Annotated in this window: 9 protein-coding genes and 3 rRNA genes; 6 read left to right on the top strand and 6 right to left on the bottom strand. The window is 63.0% G+C overall.

Features of this window, described 5'->3' with window-relative positions; translation table 11 throughout:
- Nucleotides 1-194 precede the first annotated feature (194 nt).
- The 3 genes from H7J86_RS24120 to rrf all read left to right on the top strand — a co-directional run bounded on the left by H7J86_RS24120 (nt 195) and on the right by rrf (nt 5515).
- Nucleotides 195-1712, top strand: a 16S ribosomal RNA gene (locus H7J86_RS24120).
- A 393-nt stretch (nt 1713-2105) separates the two neighbouring features.
- Nucleotides 2106-5228 (top strand): 23S ribosomal RNA (locus tag H7J86_RS24115).
- Between the two features lie 174 nt (nt 5229-5402).
- Nucleotides 5403-5515, top strand: a 5S ribosomal RNA gene (gene rrf / locus H7J86_RS24110).
- Together the 16S, 23S and 5S rRNA genes form the textbook arrangement of a ribosomal RNA operon.
- Nucleotides 5516-5735: 220 nt before the next feature.
- On the opposite strand, the gene H7J86_RS24105 is transcribed toward rrf, so the two are convergent.
- From H7J86_RS24105 to H7J86_RS24095, 3 genes are all read right to left on the bottom strand, one after another.
- On the bottom strand, nt 5736-6224 hold the full coding sequence (locus tag H7J86_RS24105; RefSeq protein ID WP_090352841.1) for a methylated-DNA--[protein]-cysteine S-methyltransferase: 489 nt from the start codon (nt 6222-6224) through the stop codon (nt 5736-5738).
- Nucleotides 6221-7723 carry a DNA-3-methyladenine glycosylase 2 family protein gene (locus tag H7J86_RS24100; protein WP_267293881.1) on the bottom strand — a complete coding sequence of 501 codons (1503 nt, stop codon included), beginning with the start codon at nt 7721-7723 and terminating at the stop codon, nt 6221-6223. Before H7J86_RS24100 ends, H7J86_RS24105 begins: the two co-directional genes overlap by 4 nt.
- Before the next feature lie 78 nt (nt 7724-7801).
- The gene (locus H7J86_RS24095) at nt 7802-8626 is read right to left on the bottom strand and encodes an alpha/beta hydrolase (RefSeq protein WP_267293879.1); all 825 of its coding nucleotides are present in this window, start codon (nt 8624-8626) and stop codon (nt 7802-7804) included.
- A gap of 526 nt (nt 8627-9152) precedes the next feature.
- Here H7J86_RS24095 and H7J86_RS24090 point away from each other — a divergent pair.
- Nucleotides 9153-10421, top strand: coding sequence for an ABC1 kinase family protein (locus H7J86_RS24090; protein WP_267293877.1), 1269 nt, complete (start codon nt 9153-9155; stop codon nt 10419-10421).
- On the opposite strand, the gene H7J86_RS24085 is transcribed toward H7J86_RS24090, so the two are convergent.
- Together H7J86_RS24085 and H7J86_RS24080 are read right to left on the bottom strand one after the other, a co-directional pair.
- On the bottom strand, nt 10404-11024 hold the full coding sequence (locus H7J86_RS24085; RefSeq protein WP_267293875.1) for a TetR/AcrR family transcriptional regulator: 621 nt from the start codon (nt 11022-11024) through the stop codon (nt 10404-10406). The genes H7J86_RS24090 and H7J86_RS24085 overlap by 18 nt on opposite strands.
- Nucleotides 11021-11695: a TetR/AcrR family transcriptional regulator gene (locus tag H7J86_RS24080; RefSeq protein ID WP_267293873.1), complete on the bottom strand. Its 675-nt coding sequence runs from the start codon at nt 11693-11695 to the stop codon at nt 11021-11023. The genes H7J86_RS24085 and H7J86_RS24080 overlap by 4 nt, the downstream gene beginning before the upstream one ends.
- Before the next feature lie 376 nt (nt 11696-12071).
- Between H7J86_RS24080 and H7J86_RS24075 the strand changes: the two genes are divergently transcribed.
- On the top strand, nt 12072-14000 hold the full coding sequence (locus H7J86_RS24075; protein ID WP_267293871.1) for a DUF1214 domain-containing protein: 1929 nt from the start codon (nt 12072-12074) through the stop codon (nt 13998-14000).
- Nucleotides 14001-14011: 11 nt separating this feature from the next.
- Complete coding sequence (glsA, locus tag H7J86_RS24070; RefSeq protein WP_267293869.1) at nt 14012-15304, top strand: glutaminase A; 1293 nt, start codon at nt 14012-14014, stop codon at nt 15302-15304.
- On the opposite strand, the gene H7J86_RS24065 is transcribed toward glsA, so the two are convergent.
- Nucleotides 15293-16897, bottom strand: coding sequence for an adenylate/guanylate cyclase domain-containing protein (locus H7J86_RS24065; protein WP_090352851.1), 1605 nt, complete (start codon nt 16895-16897; stop codon nt 15293-15295). The two genes, glsA and H7J86_RS24065, sit on opposite strands and share 12 nt — an antisense overlap.
- Nucleotides 16898-16917: the final 20 nt, after the last annotated feature.

Raw genomic sequence — 16917 nt, 5'->3', positions numbered from 1 at the left:
TGTTGTTTGAGAACTCAATAGTGTGTTTGGTGGTTTTTGTTTGTTGTTTTTTGGCCACTCGTTTTTGGGGGGATTCCCGTCTTCCTGAGTTTGGTGGGTGGCTGTTTTTTTGGATGCCAGTTTTGGTGTCTTTTGTTAGTGATCGGATTTTTCTGATTCGAATTCTGCCTGCGCCTTTGGGGTGTGGGGGTTTTTGTTTGGAGAGTTTGATTCTGGCTCAGGACGAACGCTGGCGGCGTGCTTAACACATGCAAGTCGAACGGAAAGGCCCTTCGGGGTGCTCGAGTGGCGAACGGGTGAGTAACACGTGGGTGATCTGCCCTGCACTTTGGGATAAGCCTGGGAAACTGGGTCTAATACCGAATATGACCGCATTCTTCATGGGGTGTGGTGGAAAGCTTTTGCGGTGTGGGATGGGCCCGCGGCCTATCAGCTTGTTGGTGGGGTAATGGCCTACCAAGGCGACGACGGGTAGCCGGCCTGAGAGGGTGACCGGCCACACTGGGACTGAGATACGGCCCAGACTCCTACGGGAGGCAGCAGTGGGGAATATTGCACAATGGGCGCAAGCCTGATGCAGCGACGCCGCGTGAGGGATGACGGCCTTCGGGTTGTAAACCTCTTTCAGCACAGACGAAGCGCAAGTGACGGTATGTGCAGAAGAAGGACCGGCCAACTACGTGCCAGCAGCCGCGGTAATACGTAGGGTCCGAGCGTTGTCCGGAATTACTGGGCGTAAAGAGCTCGTAGGTGGTTTGTCGCGTTGTTCGTGAAAACTCACAGCTTAACTGTGGGCGTGCGGGCGATACGGGCAGACTTGAGTACTGCAGGGGAGACTGGAATTCCTGGTGTAGCGGTGGAATGCGCAGATATCAGGAGGAACACCGGTGGCGAAGGCGGGTCTCTGGGCAGTAACTGACGCTGAGGAGCGAAAGCGTGGGGAGCGAACAGGATTAGATACCCTGGTAGTCCACGCCGTAAACGGTGGGTACTAGGTGTGGGTTTCCTTCCTTGGGATCCGTGCCGTAGCTAACGCATTAAGTACCCCGCCTGGGGAGTACGGCCGCAAGGCTAAAACTCAAAGAAATTGACGGGGGCCCGCACAAGCGGCGGAGCATGTGGATTAATTCGATGCAACGCGAAGAACCTTACCTGGGTTTGACATGCACAGGACGCCAGTAGAGATATTGGTTCCCTTGTGGCCTGTGTGCAGGTGGTGCATGGCTGTCGTCAGCTCGTGTCGTGAGATGTTGGGTTAAGTCCCGCAACGAGCGCAACCCTTGTCCTATGTTGCCAGCGGGTTATGCCGGGGACTCGTAGGAGACTGCCGGGGTCAACTCGGAGGAAGGTGGGGATGACGTCAAGTCATCATGCCCCTTATGTCCAGGGCTTCACACATGCTACAATGGCCGGTACAAAGGGCTGCGATGCCGTGAGGTGGAGCGAATCCTTGTAAAGCCGGTCTCAGTTCGGATCGGGGTCTGCAACTCGACCCCGTGAAGTCGGAGTCGCTAGTAATCGCAGATCAGCAACGCTGCGGTGAATACGTTCCCGGGCCTTGTACACACCGCCCGTCACGTCATGAAAGTCGGTAACACCCGAAGCCGGTGGCCTAACCCTTGTGGAGGGAGCCGTCGAAGGTGGGATCGGCGATTGGGACGAAGTCGTAACAAGGTAGCCGTACCGGAAGGTGCGGCTGGATCACCTCCTTTCTAAGGAGCACCACGAGACCTGGCCGGCCCCGTAGATTGCGGGATCAGCCGATTGTCAGGCGATTCGTTGGATGGCCTTTCGCCTGTAGTGGGTGGGGGTCTGGTGCAACAACAAACTTGTAAAACTGCCAGACACACTATTGGGCTTTGAGACAACAGGCCCTGCGACACCCGTGCCTACGTGGTAGGGGTTGTCGGCCTTCGACCCGTTGGGGTTGGTGGTGTTTGTTGTTGCCCTGCTTTGGTGGTGGGGTGTGGTGTTTGATTTGTGGATAGTGGTTGCGAGCATCTTGCACGCAGAATTGTTTGGCTGCTGGCCTTCGGGTTGGTGGTCTGATTGTTTTGTGTGTTGTGATGTGCAATTTCTTTTTTCTTTATTCTGGTTTTTTTGTGTTGTAAGTGTTTAAGGGCGCATGGTGGATGCCTTGGCATTGGGAGCCGATGAAGGACGTGGGAGGCTGCGTTATGCCTCGGGGAGCTGCCAACCGAGCGTGGATCCGAGGATGTCCGAATGGGGAAACCCAGCACGAGTGATGTCGTGTTACCCACACCTGAATATATAGGGTGTGGGGGGGAACGCGGGGAAGTGAAACATCTCAGTACCCGTAGGAAGAGAAAACAAAAGTGATTCCGTGAGTAGTGGCGAGCGAAAGCGGAGGATGGCTAAACCGTATGCATGTGATACCCGGCGGGGGTTGTGTGTGCGGGGTTGTGGGGCGTTTCTTCTCTCATCCGCCGATGAGGGCAACAGTGATAAAGGTGTGTGTTAGCGGAAGTGGTCTTGGGATGGCCTGCCGTAGACGGTGAGAGCCCGGTACGCGAAAATGTGCACCCTGTTGTGGAACTGTCCCCGAGTAGCAGCGGGCCCGTGAAATCTGCTGTGAATCTGCCGGGACCATCCGGTAAGCCTGAATACTTCCCAATGACCGATAGCGGATTAGTACCGTGAGGGAATGGTGAAAAGTACCCCGGGAGGGGAGTGAAATAGTACCTGAAACCGTGTGCCTACAATCCGTCAGAGCCCTCGACTTGTCGTGGGGTGATGGCGTGCCTTTTGAAGAATGAGCCTGCGAGTCAGGGACATGTCGCGAGGTTAACCCGTGTGGGGTAGCCGCAGCGAAAGCGAGTCTGAATAGGGCGTATCCAATCCGTAGGGGTTGGTGTAGTGGTGTGTTCTGGACCCGAAGCGGAGTGATCTACCCATGGCCAGGGTGAAGCGCGGGTAAGACCGCGTGGAGGCCCGAACCCACTTAGGTTGAAGACTGAGGGGATGAGTTGTGGGTAGGGGTGAAAGGCCAATCAAACTCCGTGATAGCTGGTTCTCCCCGAAATGCATTTAGGTGCAGCGTTGCGTGTTTCTTGCCGGAGGTAGAGCTACTGGATGGCCGATGGGCCTCACAAGGTTACTGACGTCAGCCAAACTCCGAATGCCGGTAAGTGTAAGCGTGGCAGTGAGACGGCGGGGGATAAGCTCCGTGCGTCGAGAGGGAAACAGCCCAGATCGCCGACTAAGGCCCCTAAGCGTGTGCTAAGTGGAAAAGGATGTGCAGTCGCGAAGACAACCAGGAGGTTGGCTTAGAAGCAGCCACCCTTGAAAGAGTGCGTAATAGCTCACTGGTCAAGTGATTGTGCGCCGATAATGTAGCGGGGCTCAAGCACACCGCCGAAGTCGCGGCATTCAACTTTGTTGGATGGGTAGGGGAGCGTCCTGCACCCAGTGAAGCAGCCTGGTAATGGAGCTGTGGAGGGTGTGGGAGTGAGAATGCAGGCATGAGTAGCGATAAGGCAAGTGAGAACCTTGCCCGCCGAAAGACCAAGGGTTCCTGGGGCAGGCCAGTCCGCCCAGGGTGAGTCGGGACCTAAGGCGAGGCCGACAGGCGTAGTCGATGGACAACGGGTTGATATTCCCGTACCCGTGTGTGCGCGCCCATGATGAATCAGAGGTACTAACCGCCCAAAACATGCGTTACCGATCACCTTCGGGTGTGAGGATTGCATGCGCTGCGCGGGACCTTCTCTGGTAGTAGTCAAGCGATGGGGTGACGCAGGAAGGTAGCCGTACCAGTCAGTGGTAATACTGGGGCAAGCCGGTAGGGAGAGGCCTAGGTAAATCCGGGTCTCGTGAATCCTGAGAGGTGATGCATAGCCGATTGAGGCGAATTCGGTGATCCTATGCTGCCAAGAAAAGCCTCTAGCGAGCTCACACACGGCCCGTACCCCAAACCAACACAGGTGGTCAGGTAGAGAATACTAAGGCGTACGAGTGAACTATGGTTAAGGAACTCGGCAAAATGCCCCCGTAACTTCGGGAGAAGGGGGACCTCCTACTGTCATGGCCTTTGCGGCCGGCAGCGGTGGGGGGTGGCACAAACCAGTGAGAAGCGACTGTTTACTAAAAACACAGGTCCGTGCGAAGTCGCAAGACGATGTATACGGACTGACGCCTGCCCGGTGCTGGAAGGTTAAGAGGACCCGTTAACTCGTAAGGGTGAAGCGGAGAATTTAAGCCCCAGTAAACGGCGGTGGTAACTATAACCATCCTAAGGTAGCGAAATTCCTTGTCGGGTAAGTTCCGACCTGCACGAATGGCGTAACGACTTCTCAACTGTCTCAACCATAGACTCGGCGAAATTGCACTACGAGTAAAGATGCTCGTTACGCGCGGCAGGACGAAAAGACCCCGGGACCTTCACTACAACTTGGTATTGGTGCTCGGTTCGGTTTGTGTAGGATAGGTGGGAGACTGTGAAGCATGCACGCCAGTGTGTGTGGAGTCATTGTTGAAATACCACTCTGACCGTATTGGGCCTCTAACCTCGAACCGTATATCCGGTTCAGGAACAGTGCCTGGTGGGTAGTTTAACTGGGGCGGTTGCCTCCTAAAATGTAACGGAGGCGCCCAAAGGTTCCCTCAACCTGGATGGCAATCAGGTGTTGAGTGTAAGTGCACAAGGGAGCTTGACTGCGAGACGGACATGTCGAGCAGGGACGAAAGTCGGGACTAGTGATCCGGCACCTCTGAATGGAAGGGGTGTCGCTCAACGGATAAAAGGTACCCCGGGGATAACAGGCTGATCTTCCCCAAGAGTCCATATCGACGGGATGGTTTGGCACCTCGATGTCGGCTCGTCGCATCCTGGGGCTGGAGCAGGTCCCAAGGGTTGGGCTGTTCGCCCATTAAAGCGGCACGCGAGCTGGGTTTAGAACGTCGTGAGACAGTTCGGTCTCTATCCGCCGCGCGCGTCAGAAGCTTGAGGAAACCTGTCCCTAGTACGAGAGGACCGGGACGGACGAACCTCTGGTTTACCAGTTGTCCCACCAGGGGCACGGCTGGATAGCTACGTTCGGACAGGATAACCGCTGAAAGCATCTAAGCGGGAAACCTCTTCCAAGACCAGGCTTCTCACCCTTTTAGAGGGATAAGGCCCCCCGCAGACCACGGGATTGATAGGCCAGACCTGTACACCTAGTAATAGGTTCAGGGAACTGGTACTAACCGGCCGAAAACTTACACACACCCCAACAAAAGTGGGGTAACAAACAAAACCATGTGTAAGAAAAAAGACGCACAACACATTGCCCGCAACCACACATATCCACAGCAGATCAAACAATTTTGACTGCACCCCACCACCAAAACACACCCACAGATTTCCCCCCACGAGGGGGTCACTGAAAAGTGAATAGAGTTACGGCGGCCATAGCGGTAGGGAAACGCCCGGACCCATCCCGAACCCGGAAGCTAAGCCTACCAGCGCCGATGATACTACCCTTTCGGGTGGAAAAGTAGGACACCGCCGAACACAATTTAAAGCCCTCGGCCCTCCAATCCCAGATTGGAGGGCCGAGGCATTTGTGCATTCAGCTAAGCCTACCAGCGCCGATGATACTACCCTTTCGGGTGGAAAAGTAGGACACCGCCGAACACAATTTAAAGCCCTCGGCCCTCCAATCCCAGATTGGAGGGCCGAGGCATTTGTGCATTTGGGCATTTTCGTCCCTGACAAAAACCTTCGCACATTTTCAGAACAGTGCCGGCGAATTCCTGCTCTTCTCCATTTCCAGGAGCGCCCTCTTCTTGTCCAATCCGCCGCCATAGCCGGTGAGATTGCCATTGGCGCCGATCACTCGGTGGCACGGCACGATGATGCCCACCGGATTATGGCCGTTGGCCAATCCCACGGCGCGGTATGCGGTGGGCGAGCCGATCTGCTCGGCGATTTCGCCGTATGACCGTGTTTCGCCGAAAGGAATGGTCAGCAGAGCCTGCCACACCTTGCGTTGGAATGCGGTCCCCATCAATTCGAGATCCAGGTCGAAGTGCGTGCGGGTGCCGGCGAAATAGGCATTCAACTGCTCCACCGCCTCGGGAAAGGCGTGTTCGTCGAGCTGCCAGTCGGCGCGGTCCGGCTCGTACGTCTGATCCACCATACGAAGGTGCATCAATCGTCCGTCTCGCCCCGCCAACGTGAGCAGCCCCACGGGACTGTCGATCGAGCGGAACCTCATCATCGTTTCTCCTGCTGATTCTCGGTGGGCGGCCAGTCGTTGACGGCATGGTCCAATGCGGTCCACAGATGTTGGGTGGCGTAGGCACGCCAGGGGCGCCACCGCGTGCTGTGCGCGGTGAGGGCGGCCGCTGCGGTAGGCAGCCCGACAGACGCGGCTGCCGCCCTGACGCCGAGATCGGTGACGGGGAAGGCATCCGGGTCCCCGAGCCCACGCATCGCCACCACTTCGGCCGTCCACGGACCGATTCCCGGCAAGGCCAGCAGCTGAGCCCGGGCCCGGTTCCAGTCGACGCCGGCATCGAGCTCGACCTCGCCGGCGGCAAGGGCGGCCACCAGGGCGATGAGGGTTCGGCGTCGCGCCCCGGGCATGGCCAACCGGTCCGGGTCCATCTCGCTCAGTTGTTCCACCGAGGGGAACGTATGTGTCAGGGCGCCGCCCGCATCTGCGACGGGGGTGCCGTACCTGACCGCAAGCCGGTGGGCATGCGTGCGCGCAGCCTTGAGGGACACCTGTTGCCCCAGAACCACCCGGACCGCGAGTTCGTCTTCGTCCACTGTGCGCGGTATGCGCTGCCCAGGTGCCTTGGCCACCAACGCAGCGAGGTGCGAGTCGGTGCTCAGCGCCTCCACCACTGCCGTCGGATCGGCATCGAGATCGAGCAGCCGCCGGCAGCGGGCGATCGCCGCCGACAAGTCACGGAAGTCGTCGACCACCAGGCGGCAGCGGACATGGTCTGGTTGCGGTGTCAGGCTCACCACTGCTGACCCGAAGGCAAGGCCAAGCGTCCGGCGATAGGCACCGTCGCGGACCTCCTCGACGCCGGGTACCGCGCTCGCGGCCAGATGCCCGAACAGTCCTTCAAAGGCGAACGGCGTCCGGACCGGCAGCCGTAACGACAGCACATCGGAGGTGGCATGGTCCTCGCGGCCGAACCTGGTCCGCGCCCGTCGGCGCAAGTCGGTGGGGGTGAGGGCGCAGACCTCACGCACGGTGTCGTTGAACTGGCGGATGCTCGCGAACCCGGCGGCGAAGGCGACGTCCCCGAAGGGAAGATCGGTCGTCTCGATGAGGATGCGCGCGGTCTGGGTGCGCTGCGCCCGGGCCAGCGCCAGCGGATTGGCGCCGACTTCGGCCTGGAGGAGCCGTTCCAACTGTCGGGTGGTGTAGCCGAGGTGGGCCGCCAGTCCGGTGACGCCGGACCGATCGACGGTGCCGTCGGCGATCAGCCGCATGGCGCGGGCGACCACATCGCCGCGGACATTCCATTCCGGAGACCCCGGCGACGCATCGGGGCGGCACCGCTTACAGGCTCGGAAGCCCAAGCGCTGCGCGGCCGCCGCCGTCGGATGGAACTGGACGTTGCGGGCCAGTGGCGGACGGACGGGGCAGCTTGGGCGGCAATAGATTCCAGTGGTGAGTACGGCGGTGACGAACCAGCCGTCGAAGCGCGCGTCCTTGGACTGGACGGCCCGGTAACAGCGGTCGAAATCGTCGTGCATGCATTCAGCCTGACACGCACCCACCGACACTACTAGCGGGAAAACGACATCAATGTGGCGGCGCGTACTGCACCGCGGTCATCGCCGCCCTCCCCGCGGGGGACTGCTCGGCGTGACGGTGGTGCGGGCCGACGTACCCACCACGCCGAATCGGTGTACCCGATCCGGTGGGCCGATGGTCCGCGCAGCGGAGACCCGAAGGTGTACGGCCTCGACCCAGCGCCGGATGCGTTCGGCCACGGCCATCCATCCGGGTCCGTGCATCGCGTCGTGCCGCAGGCCGGGCATCAGTTCGGCTTTGGTGTGGTGGTCGCGGGCCAGAGACCGGGCCACCGAGGGGTCCCAGGAATCCCGGCTGCCGTCGATGACCAGCAGTGGGGTCAGCGTGTCATAGGGCCTGAGCAGTCGCAGCTTCGGTCTGGGTTCCTGCGTCGGGTCCAGAGCGGGGGACAGTGAGCGCAGGGCGTCGTCGTCCCTGTCGGCATAGCAGGCTTCGACGAGTGCATCCGCAGTGCCCGCCCCGAAGAGCAGATCCCGCAGGCGGGTTCCGCGCATCATCGCCGACAGGTGAGTGGGCGATGGGGCGGAGCAGAGCAACACCGCCGCCGGAGTGCGGTGTGTGCGCAGGTACTCCTGGACGAGGTACCCGCCGCTGGCATGGCCGATCAGGATCGGTGCGGACGGCAGATCGGCGGCGAGGGCGTGGACGCGACTGACGCGGTCGGCGATGGAAGCGCCGCACCCTCGCCCGTGCATGTCCGGGGCGATGGCGCGGTAACCGCGGTCGGCGAAGTAGTCCAGGAAGTGCTCGTCCCAGCACTGAGCCGAATGGCCGGCGCCGTGGATGAACACCAGCGCCGGGCGGGCTGACGACGCCGAGCCCTTGTCGATCTTCTGCAGCAACGGTCGAGTCTCATTCGGATTCATGCGTCGTCGCGGCGTCGTGCATAAGTACCGGTCCAGGCTGATCGCCACGCCATGCGCGTGATATCCGTCGTCATCTGTCTCCCCCTGTGGTGTCACCTGTGCAGCCCTGCCGGTCCTCCCGTACCGCGAGCCGCGAATCCGACCAATACTGACATGCCAGTCGGCTAATTTCCAGAAGGTTGCTGCGGCGCGCTGACGACTCCGCGCGCAAAGTTGCACTCAGGAAAATTCTGTGCCACCGTCGACGGATCGCCGACGTGCGAATTCGCCAAGTTACGGCCAATGGGGGGCGTACAGACGTGGTCACAGCTGCTGTTGGTCATCCTCTGATGACGATCTCGCCGCAACGGCAACTGAAACATGATTGCTGTACTGACATGTGGGCGTGAAGGTGCCTGACGATCGGCAGCCGCAAGGCCGAGTGGCCCGCGGCGCACGTCTGAGCAAAGTGGCGGTCACGCACGTATCACGCGGGGCCCTCCGGCGGGCGCGAGAACCGTTCATGTCCGACGACGAGAAAGCCGCCGCCCGGGATGCCGAGGTGCTGCGGCTTGCCGACGATCTGGTGTCGGCACTCGGCGCGATGAAGGGCGCCGCGATGAAACTCGGGCAGGCGATGTCGCTGCTGAACCTCGGGCTCAGTTCGGCGGAGGCGCGCGATGAGTTCTCCCGGCGACTGGCCCCGCTGTACCGGCGTGCACCCGCGGTCGCCAATGCGGCCATGTTCCGCGTCATCGATCGCGAACTGGGGGACCGGCGAAGGCGGTTGGTGTCCATCGAACCCGAACCGCTGGCGTCGGCATCGCTGGGACAGGTCTACCGCGGTGAGCTCGACGACGGCAGGGCGGTGGCCATCAAGGTGCAGTACCCGTCGGCCCAGTCATCGGTGCGCGCCGATCTGAAAAACCTTGCGCTGCTGGTCCGTCTGCGGTCCCGCGATTTACCGAATGTGGGCCTCGAGGAGTTGGTCGACGAGCTGAGTCACCAGATTCTTCTCGAGCTGGATTATCGGCGGGAGTTCGCCAATCACCGCCAGGTGTACCAGGACCACCTCGGCCATCCGGTGTTCCGCATCCCTGAACCCATTGAAAGTCTCTGTACCGCAAAGATACTGACCAGTGAGTATCTGGACGGCACCACGCTCGACCAACTCGGTCCGGTGCAACCGGAAGTGGCGGACCACCTTGGTGAGGCCGTCTATCGCTTCTACTGCGGTGGTGTGCACACCACCGGGCGGTTCTGTGCCGATCCCCATCCGGGCAATATCGTGGTGCTTGCCGACGGTGCGGTGGGATTCGTGGATTTCGGACTGTACCTGGCCATGGACTCGGCGCAGCTCGAGCTGGAACGGAAGGTTCTCGGTGCGGTGCTCGCCGGGGATTCTCGGACGGCCTATGAGTTCGCCCGCGCCGGTGGGTTCATCGTCGACGAGACGGCGATGCCCGAAGAGATGGTGATGGATTACCTGACCACTGTGGCTGCTTGGCATCTTGCGCCCGGCGTGGTCACCTTGACCCCCAAGGTCGCCTACCGGTCGCTGTCCCAGGCGATCCTGCCTCGCTCGGAGTTCCGCAAAGGCATGTACCGCCAACGAGTTCCGCGTGAGCACCTGTTCTCGCGACGAACCGAGATGAGTGTGTGTGCGCTACTGGGCGATCTGCAGTCCAGTGGACCCTGGCGGGCGATCTCGGAGGAGTGGATTCTGGGCGGGGAGCCGGCCACCGCGATGGGCCGGCGCATCGCACAATGGGAGTCAACGAGGATGCGGTAGGTCGCGCATCCCGTACAGGAGATAGTTGGTGCACAGCACCGTGGCTTCCTCGATGTCCACCTCGTCGGCGCCGCCGACCAGGGCCGGCAGCACCGTCGTGATGATCGCGGACACCGCAGCTTGTCCCGCGACATCCAGATCGAGATCGCGATGCACCCAGCCTTGTTCGCGGCCATGCTCGAAGAGCCGGGTGAACTGCTGGGCCGCGCGCTGATAGGTGGTGAGGGTGGCGGCGAGTGCGGCGTCATCGACCCCGGCAGCGGTCAGCGCGATGAATGCCATGAACTCTGCCCGCTCGACGAAATAGGCTATGGCGCCGGAGATCCGAACCTGGAACTGGGCAATGAAGTCCTCGCGGGTGGTGGGTGGCGGTGCACCTTCGGCCGGGCTGACCGTGGAGAGGATCTCGGTTTCGGTGGTCGCTTGGATGGCGGTGAGGACGTCGCGCTTGTTGCGGAAGTAGTTGTAGAACGTGCCGTGGCTGGCGCCGGCAGCTGCCGCGATCTCGGCGACGTCGACCTCGCGGTAGCCGTTCGCCATGAACAACTCGACGGCCGCCGCGTACAGCTGCGATGCGCGATCGGAGGCCGGCGTTGCGGTCATTCGGCCGCCCCCTCCGGGACGGTCAGCACGCCACGATCGACCAACGCCTGCGCCGATTGCAGGAAGTGCGTGCGCTTGGCGGCGTCGGAATCGCCGAGAAGCGTCATCACCAGGCCGGGGCCGATCATGCCGATCGCGAGACGGCCCATCCGCGCCCACTCGCCGTCGTCATCGGTCGACGGGGCCAGATGGTGCAGGCCACGCGATAATTCGGCGTCCAGCATGGAGTACAGCCCGGTGACCCGTTCGCGCAGCTCCGGGTCGATCGCACTGCATTGCACAGTGATCAGTTTGAGTAGTCCGGGCTCGCGGTCGACCAGTTCGAAAAGGCGCGTGCCGACTGTCTGCACCAATTCACGTGCCTCTTCGCGGTCGGCCAGGGCCAGTGTGAGTTCTTCGAAGGAGAGGGCGCGCACAGTTTTCTCCACCGCGAAATCGAAGACGTGATCCAGGATCTCGCGTTTGCTGGTGAAGTACCGGTAAATGGTGCCGTGGCCGATTCCGGCATGAGCCGCGATATCGGCGATGGAGGTCTCGTCATACCCCTTCTGGGTGAACACCGCGAACGCCGCTGTGACGATGGCCTTGCGCCGGGCCTCTTGCAGCCCTGCGGTCTTCGGCCGGCCACGTCGCGGTGTGGTGCCCTCGACCGCGGCATCCGACCCTTGCACCCGGCGAGTGTACAGCGATCCTCTGCTGAACTTCTCGGGTAACCCGCGGACGCGAAGTCGGGCACATCGGGAATTCACGAGGGTGGTCAGTCGCGTCGCGCCTGACCACCGTCGCGCCCCCTCGATACCTGGGGTGGACCCGCAGCCGATTGTCACGCCACCATCGGCGGCCACCTCAGGGAGGCAAAGATTGACATATCAATCATGGTTGTGCAAGTTTGCTCCGCCCGCTGAGGATGAGTCGGTGACACGCGAATGCCGAGGGAGGCCGTCCGAACGGGTGGTCGCGGGCGCAACCGGCATCGAACGTTTGGATATGCCGCGGTTTCGGCACTGCTATACAGGTTTGTGATCGCCGTCACAGAAGAGGTGCAGATTGTCCAGCAGCGCAGCATTCATCGGACGGATCGGCGGGCTGGCCGTGGCCTTGGGGATCGGAGCCGCGATCGCCAACTCCCCGGGTATCGCAGCCGCGGAGACCCCTTCCGACGCTCCCGCGGCCGGCGTGAGCCAGACGGGCGCGGACCACACCCCTGCCTCCGCAACCACAGCCTCCGCAACCACGCCCAAGGCCGACACCGAAGCGGCACCCTCCAACGGCGGCACCGCTGCATCGTCGACCGCCCGTCGAAGCCCTCGGACCGCGACGTCGCGGCGGCCGCTCGTCCGAGCCCAGCGCACGCTGTCGCGTCTGGTCACGGCGAAAGGAGAGCCGCGTGCCACCAAGCCCGACGACGAGGCGCCGGATCGCCCACCAGCGCCCGAGGACGCTCCGGCCGCCGTGGCCCTTGCCGGTGTGGCACGCCGCGAAATCGGCCACGACAACGACACCGCTTCCCGCGCCCGCACCGCCACGGCGGCGACCACTGCCACGGCAAAGGTTGCCGCGGTCACCGCGCAGCCGGCTGGGGCGACGAGTCCGCTGGGCACCCCGGACCAGCTCGCCGCGGAGAAGCTGGCCAAGCGCGTCGTCAACACGCTGCCGGTCGCGTTGGTGAAGCTCGCCCTGCGTGCCGGGTTCCTGTCCGCTGCCAAGCAGCAGTTCGACAAGGTCGGCGGACCGGACCAGGAGAACCTCGATCGCCTGGACGCCGCGGTGAATGCGTACGCCATGGCATCCGCCTTCCAGCAGCAGCTGCTCAACTCGGCCGAACCCACCGTGGTCATGCAGGTGGCCCCGCCGCACACCTGGTCCGATCAGCCGGGCCAGACCGTTCCCGCCTCCCGCATCCTGTACGACAACCCGGACACCATCTACCGCTTCATGGGAGTCAACGGCGCGTCGAAATACGTGATCACCGGGCGGTTCGCCGACCCTGCCCACGTGCCGGCCGACACCACGTTCAGCGTGCTGACCGGTCTGACCGGGAACACCGCGGCGGTGCTCACCAAGGACAACTTCACGGTCAACCCCGACGGTACGTTCACCATCACCGCGGACTCGACGCCGGCCAACGGGCGCGTCAACCACCTCCAACTACCCGCCGACGCCACCCTGATCGCGACACGCAACACGTTGTCGGACTGGGGCACCGAGGTGCCGATGAGCCTGGAGATCACCCGCGTCGGAGGTCCGCCGAACAGCTTGTTCAGCCAGCTCGGCGGCTTCGCCATTCCACGGATCGGACCGGCCGTGGTGCGCAATCCCGTTCTGACGAAACTGGTTTCGCTGATCCCGCCGCTTCCATCCGTACCTCCGGTCCTGCGCGGCGCGGTCACCGCGGTGATCATGGCGCTCGGCATTCAGCGCGAGGCCACCTATATGGCCGTCGCCACCACAGATCCGGCCACGGGGCAACGTCAGGAACCCAACGTGCTGCGCAACCCGACCCGCAACGCCGAGTTCCTGGCCACCCAGCTGCAGAGTGCGGGCTACTTCCAGCTCGCCGACGATCAGGCCCTGGTGCTCACGATCAACCCGGACGGCGCCGGATATTTCGTCGTCCCGGTGACCGACGACTGGACCGTCACGAAGGACTACTGGAACGAACAGACCAGCCTCAACATCTCCCAGGCGGCACCCAACGACGACGGGACCTACACGATCGTGGTGTCGCCGACCGATCCCGGTGTGGCGAACTGGGTTTCCACCGGTGGACTGCATCAGGGCACTCTCTCCATTCGCTTCCAGGTGCTGCAGGACGGGACATCCCCGACCGTCGGCTCTCAGCTGGTGACCCTCGACGAGCTCGGCGACGTGCTGCCCCCGGAGACGACTTACGTCGGCGCCGCCGACCGGGCCGCGCAGCTCGCCACCCGCAAGAACGGATTCGACAACCGGTTCGCGCCCTACCCGCAGCCGTAGACTCTGCGGTTGTGGCCGCACTGGTACAGCAGTATCTGGACCTGATCCGATCCGAGCACGCCGGGGTGGCCGAGGGCGCGCTGGCCAGCTACATCCCGGAGCTGACCACTGTCGACCCGGACGGATTCGGGGTCTCGCTTTCTTCCTCCGATGGATTCGTTTACGAATCCGGGGATGCGGCACTGGAATTCACCATCCAGTCGATCTCCAAGCCGTTCACCTATGCGCTCGCGCTGGATCAGATCGGGCAGCAGGCGGTCGATGCGAAGATCGGCGTCGAACCCTCCGGTGAGGCGTTCAACGAGATCAGCGTCGACCCCGCGACCAAGACACCGAAGAACCCGATGATCAACGCCGGTGCGATCGCGGCCGTGTCGCTGGTTCCGGGTGCCACGCCCGATGAGAAGTTCGCACTGATCCAGGAGTTCTACTCGGCGTTCGCGGGCAGACAGCTGGAGATCGATCCGCAGGTGTACGCATCGGAGAAGCGCACCGGCAGTCGCAACCGCGCGATCGCCTACATGCTGGCCAGTTTCGGTGTGCTCGACGGCGATCCCGACGACGTGCTCGACGTGTACTTCAGGCAGTGCTCGTTCAACGTCACGACCACCGACCTGGCCCGGATGGCCGCCACGCTGGCCCGCGGCGGTATCAATCCGATGACCGGCCGCCGGGTCACCGACGCCGCGGTGGTCAGGCGCACCTTGTCGGTGATGGTGACGTGCGGGATGTACGACGCGGCCGGTGACTGGGTGAGTGCGGTCGGCATGCCGGCCAAGAGTGGGGTGGGCGGCGGGATCGTGGCGGTGCTGCCCGGACAGGTGGGCATCGGCGTCTACTCGCCGCTACTGGACGCCAAGGGCAACAGTGTGCGGGGAGTTCGGTTGTGCCGCAGTCTGTCCGAGCAGCTGGGGCTGCACTTCCTCACCGTGTCGCGGGATTCCCGCGCCACCCTGCGGGCCGTCTACCAGCCACACGACAACATCCGGGTCTACGAGACGCACGGTGACCTGCTGTTCTGCGGGGCGGAGCAAGTGGTGCGCACCGTCGACCGCGGCTGCGACGATTTCACGGTGGGGATCCTGGATGTCTCGCGGGTCGACGATATCGACGACGCGGCCAGGGGTCTGCTGTCCGGGATGAGTGCGGCGCTGCGCGACCGCGGCAAGGCCGGGCTGATCGTGGACCCGGACCGCGCGGTGATCCCCGAGGGGTCCGAGTTCGAGAACATCCGGTACGCGACCATCGAGCAAGCCGTGGACGCCGCCCAGGCATTCATCCGTGGGCAGTTCTCAGACCGGTAGTGCCAGCCTGGTCGGCGCGTCCAGCCCGCGCAGGGTGACGGTGTCACCCAGAGTCCAATGGGCGCTTTCGGTTTCGGTGGCGCCGCGCAGCGTGTCCGAAGACGCCACCAGATGGCCGGGCACCGACTTGGCGAATTCGCACAACCGGGCGGCCTCGTTGACCGGCTCGCCGATGACGGTGTACTCGAATCGGTCCTTGGCGCCGACGTTGCCCGCCACCACCTGGCCCGCCGTCACACCGATACCGGCTTTCAGCTCGGGGACCTCGGCGCGGAGCCTGGTGGCGATCGCCCGGGCGGCCCCCAGCGCCTCGTCCTCGGGGTTCGGCAGTGAGACGGGCGCACCGAATACCGCCAGCACCGCATCGCCCTCGAACTTGTTGACCAGGCCGTGGTGGCGGTCCACCTCGTCGACGATGACCGCGAAGAACCGGTTCAGCAGCGCGACCACCTCGACCGCCGGGCGGCTGGTCACCAGTGCGGTCGAGCCGATCACGTCGACGAAAATCACTGCGGCATGGCGTTCTTCACCGCCGAGTTGAGGCCGTTCCTTCTCCGCCAGCGCCGCGACCTCGCGTCCGACGTGCTGCCCGAACAGGTCGCGTACGCGTTCGCGCTCGCGCAGGCCGACGACCATCGAGTTGAAGCCGCGCTGGAGCTGGCCGAGTTCGGTGCCGTCGAAGACCACCAACTCGGTGTCCAGGTCGCCCCGTTCCACCCGGTTGAGCGCGGCGCGTACGACGCGCACCGGGGTGGCGGTGAGCCAGGACAGGATCCACATCAGGATGAAGCCGAACACCAGCGCGAAGGTCGCGAGGATCATCACCGCGACGGTGAACTGCGTCGGTGACACGATGTGCAGCGAGAGCGTGATGATCGCGGCCAGCAGGATGCCCAGCACGGGCACACCGGAGCCGAGCGCCCAGACCGTCAGTGTCCGGCCCATGATGCCGGGGGCGAACCGCCGCGGCGGGGGACCGACCTCGAGGGCCTGTGCGGCCACCGGCCGCAGGGCGAATTCGGTGAACAGGTAGCAGCTTGCCGAGACCACGATGCCGGGAAAGCTGATGCCGAGCAGCACCTTCGGGATGTAGTTGGTGTCCTGTAGTCCGTATAGCAGGGTCAGCACGACGGTGCCGCCGCCCCACAGTGCCAGCAGGACGCGGGTGAGCCGCCACGGCGCGAAGAAGGTGTTGCGCTGGTCCTGCGGCGTGGGTTCGCGTTCCTCGATCGCCCACCGGACGTTGTTGATGACCCGGTTTGTCGCCCAGACGACCCCGACGATGAAGGCCAGCACGATGTAGGCCGGTGCCACCGCGAAGGTGATCCATCGGACCCGTGCGTCGAACACGCCGGGGACCGGGAAGGTGACCGTGACGACCAGGACGGCCACGCCGACACCGATGAGATTGGCCCCGAGTGCGAACGTGGTGAGGATGGTCTGGATGCGGACGCGGCGGCGTTGCTGGGTCTCCGAAACGCGACCGAGAATCCATGATCCGTAGGCCGGGGTGCTCGGCACCCGGCTGCTCTGGCTGGTCACCTTCTCCAACACCAGACCGAGTCTTTGCGCGGTGCTCTTCTTGGCCGTCATCGTGGCGTCAGCCTAGTGAC

This window comes from Mycobacterium hackensackense, from assembly GCF_025822555.1.
Lineage (GTDB): Bacteria > Actinomycetota > Actinomycetes > Mycobacteriales > Mycobacteriaceae > Mycobacterium > Mycobacterium fluoranthenivorans.
Note: the sequence above shows the minus strand (reverse complement) of the source record. Positions and strands in the feature narration are given on the sequence as shown.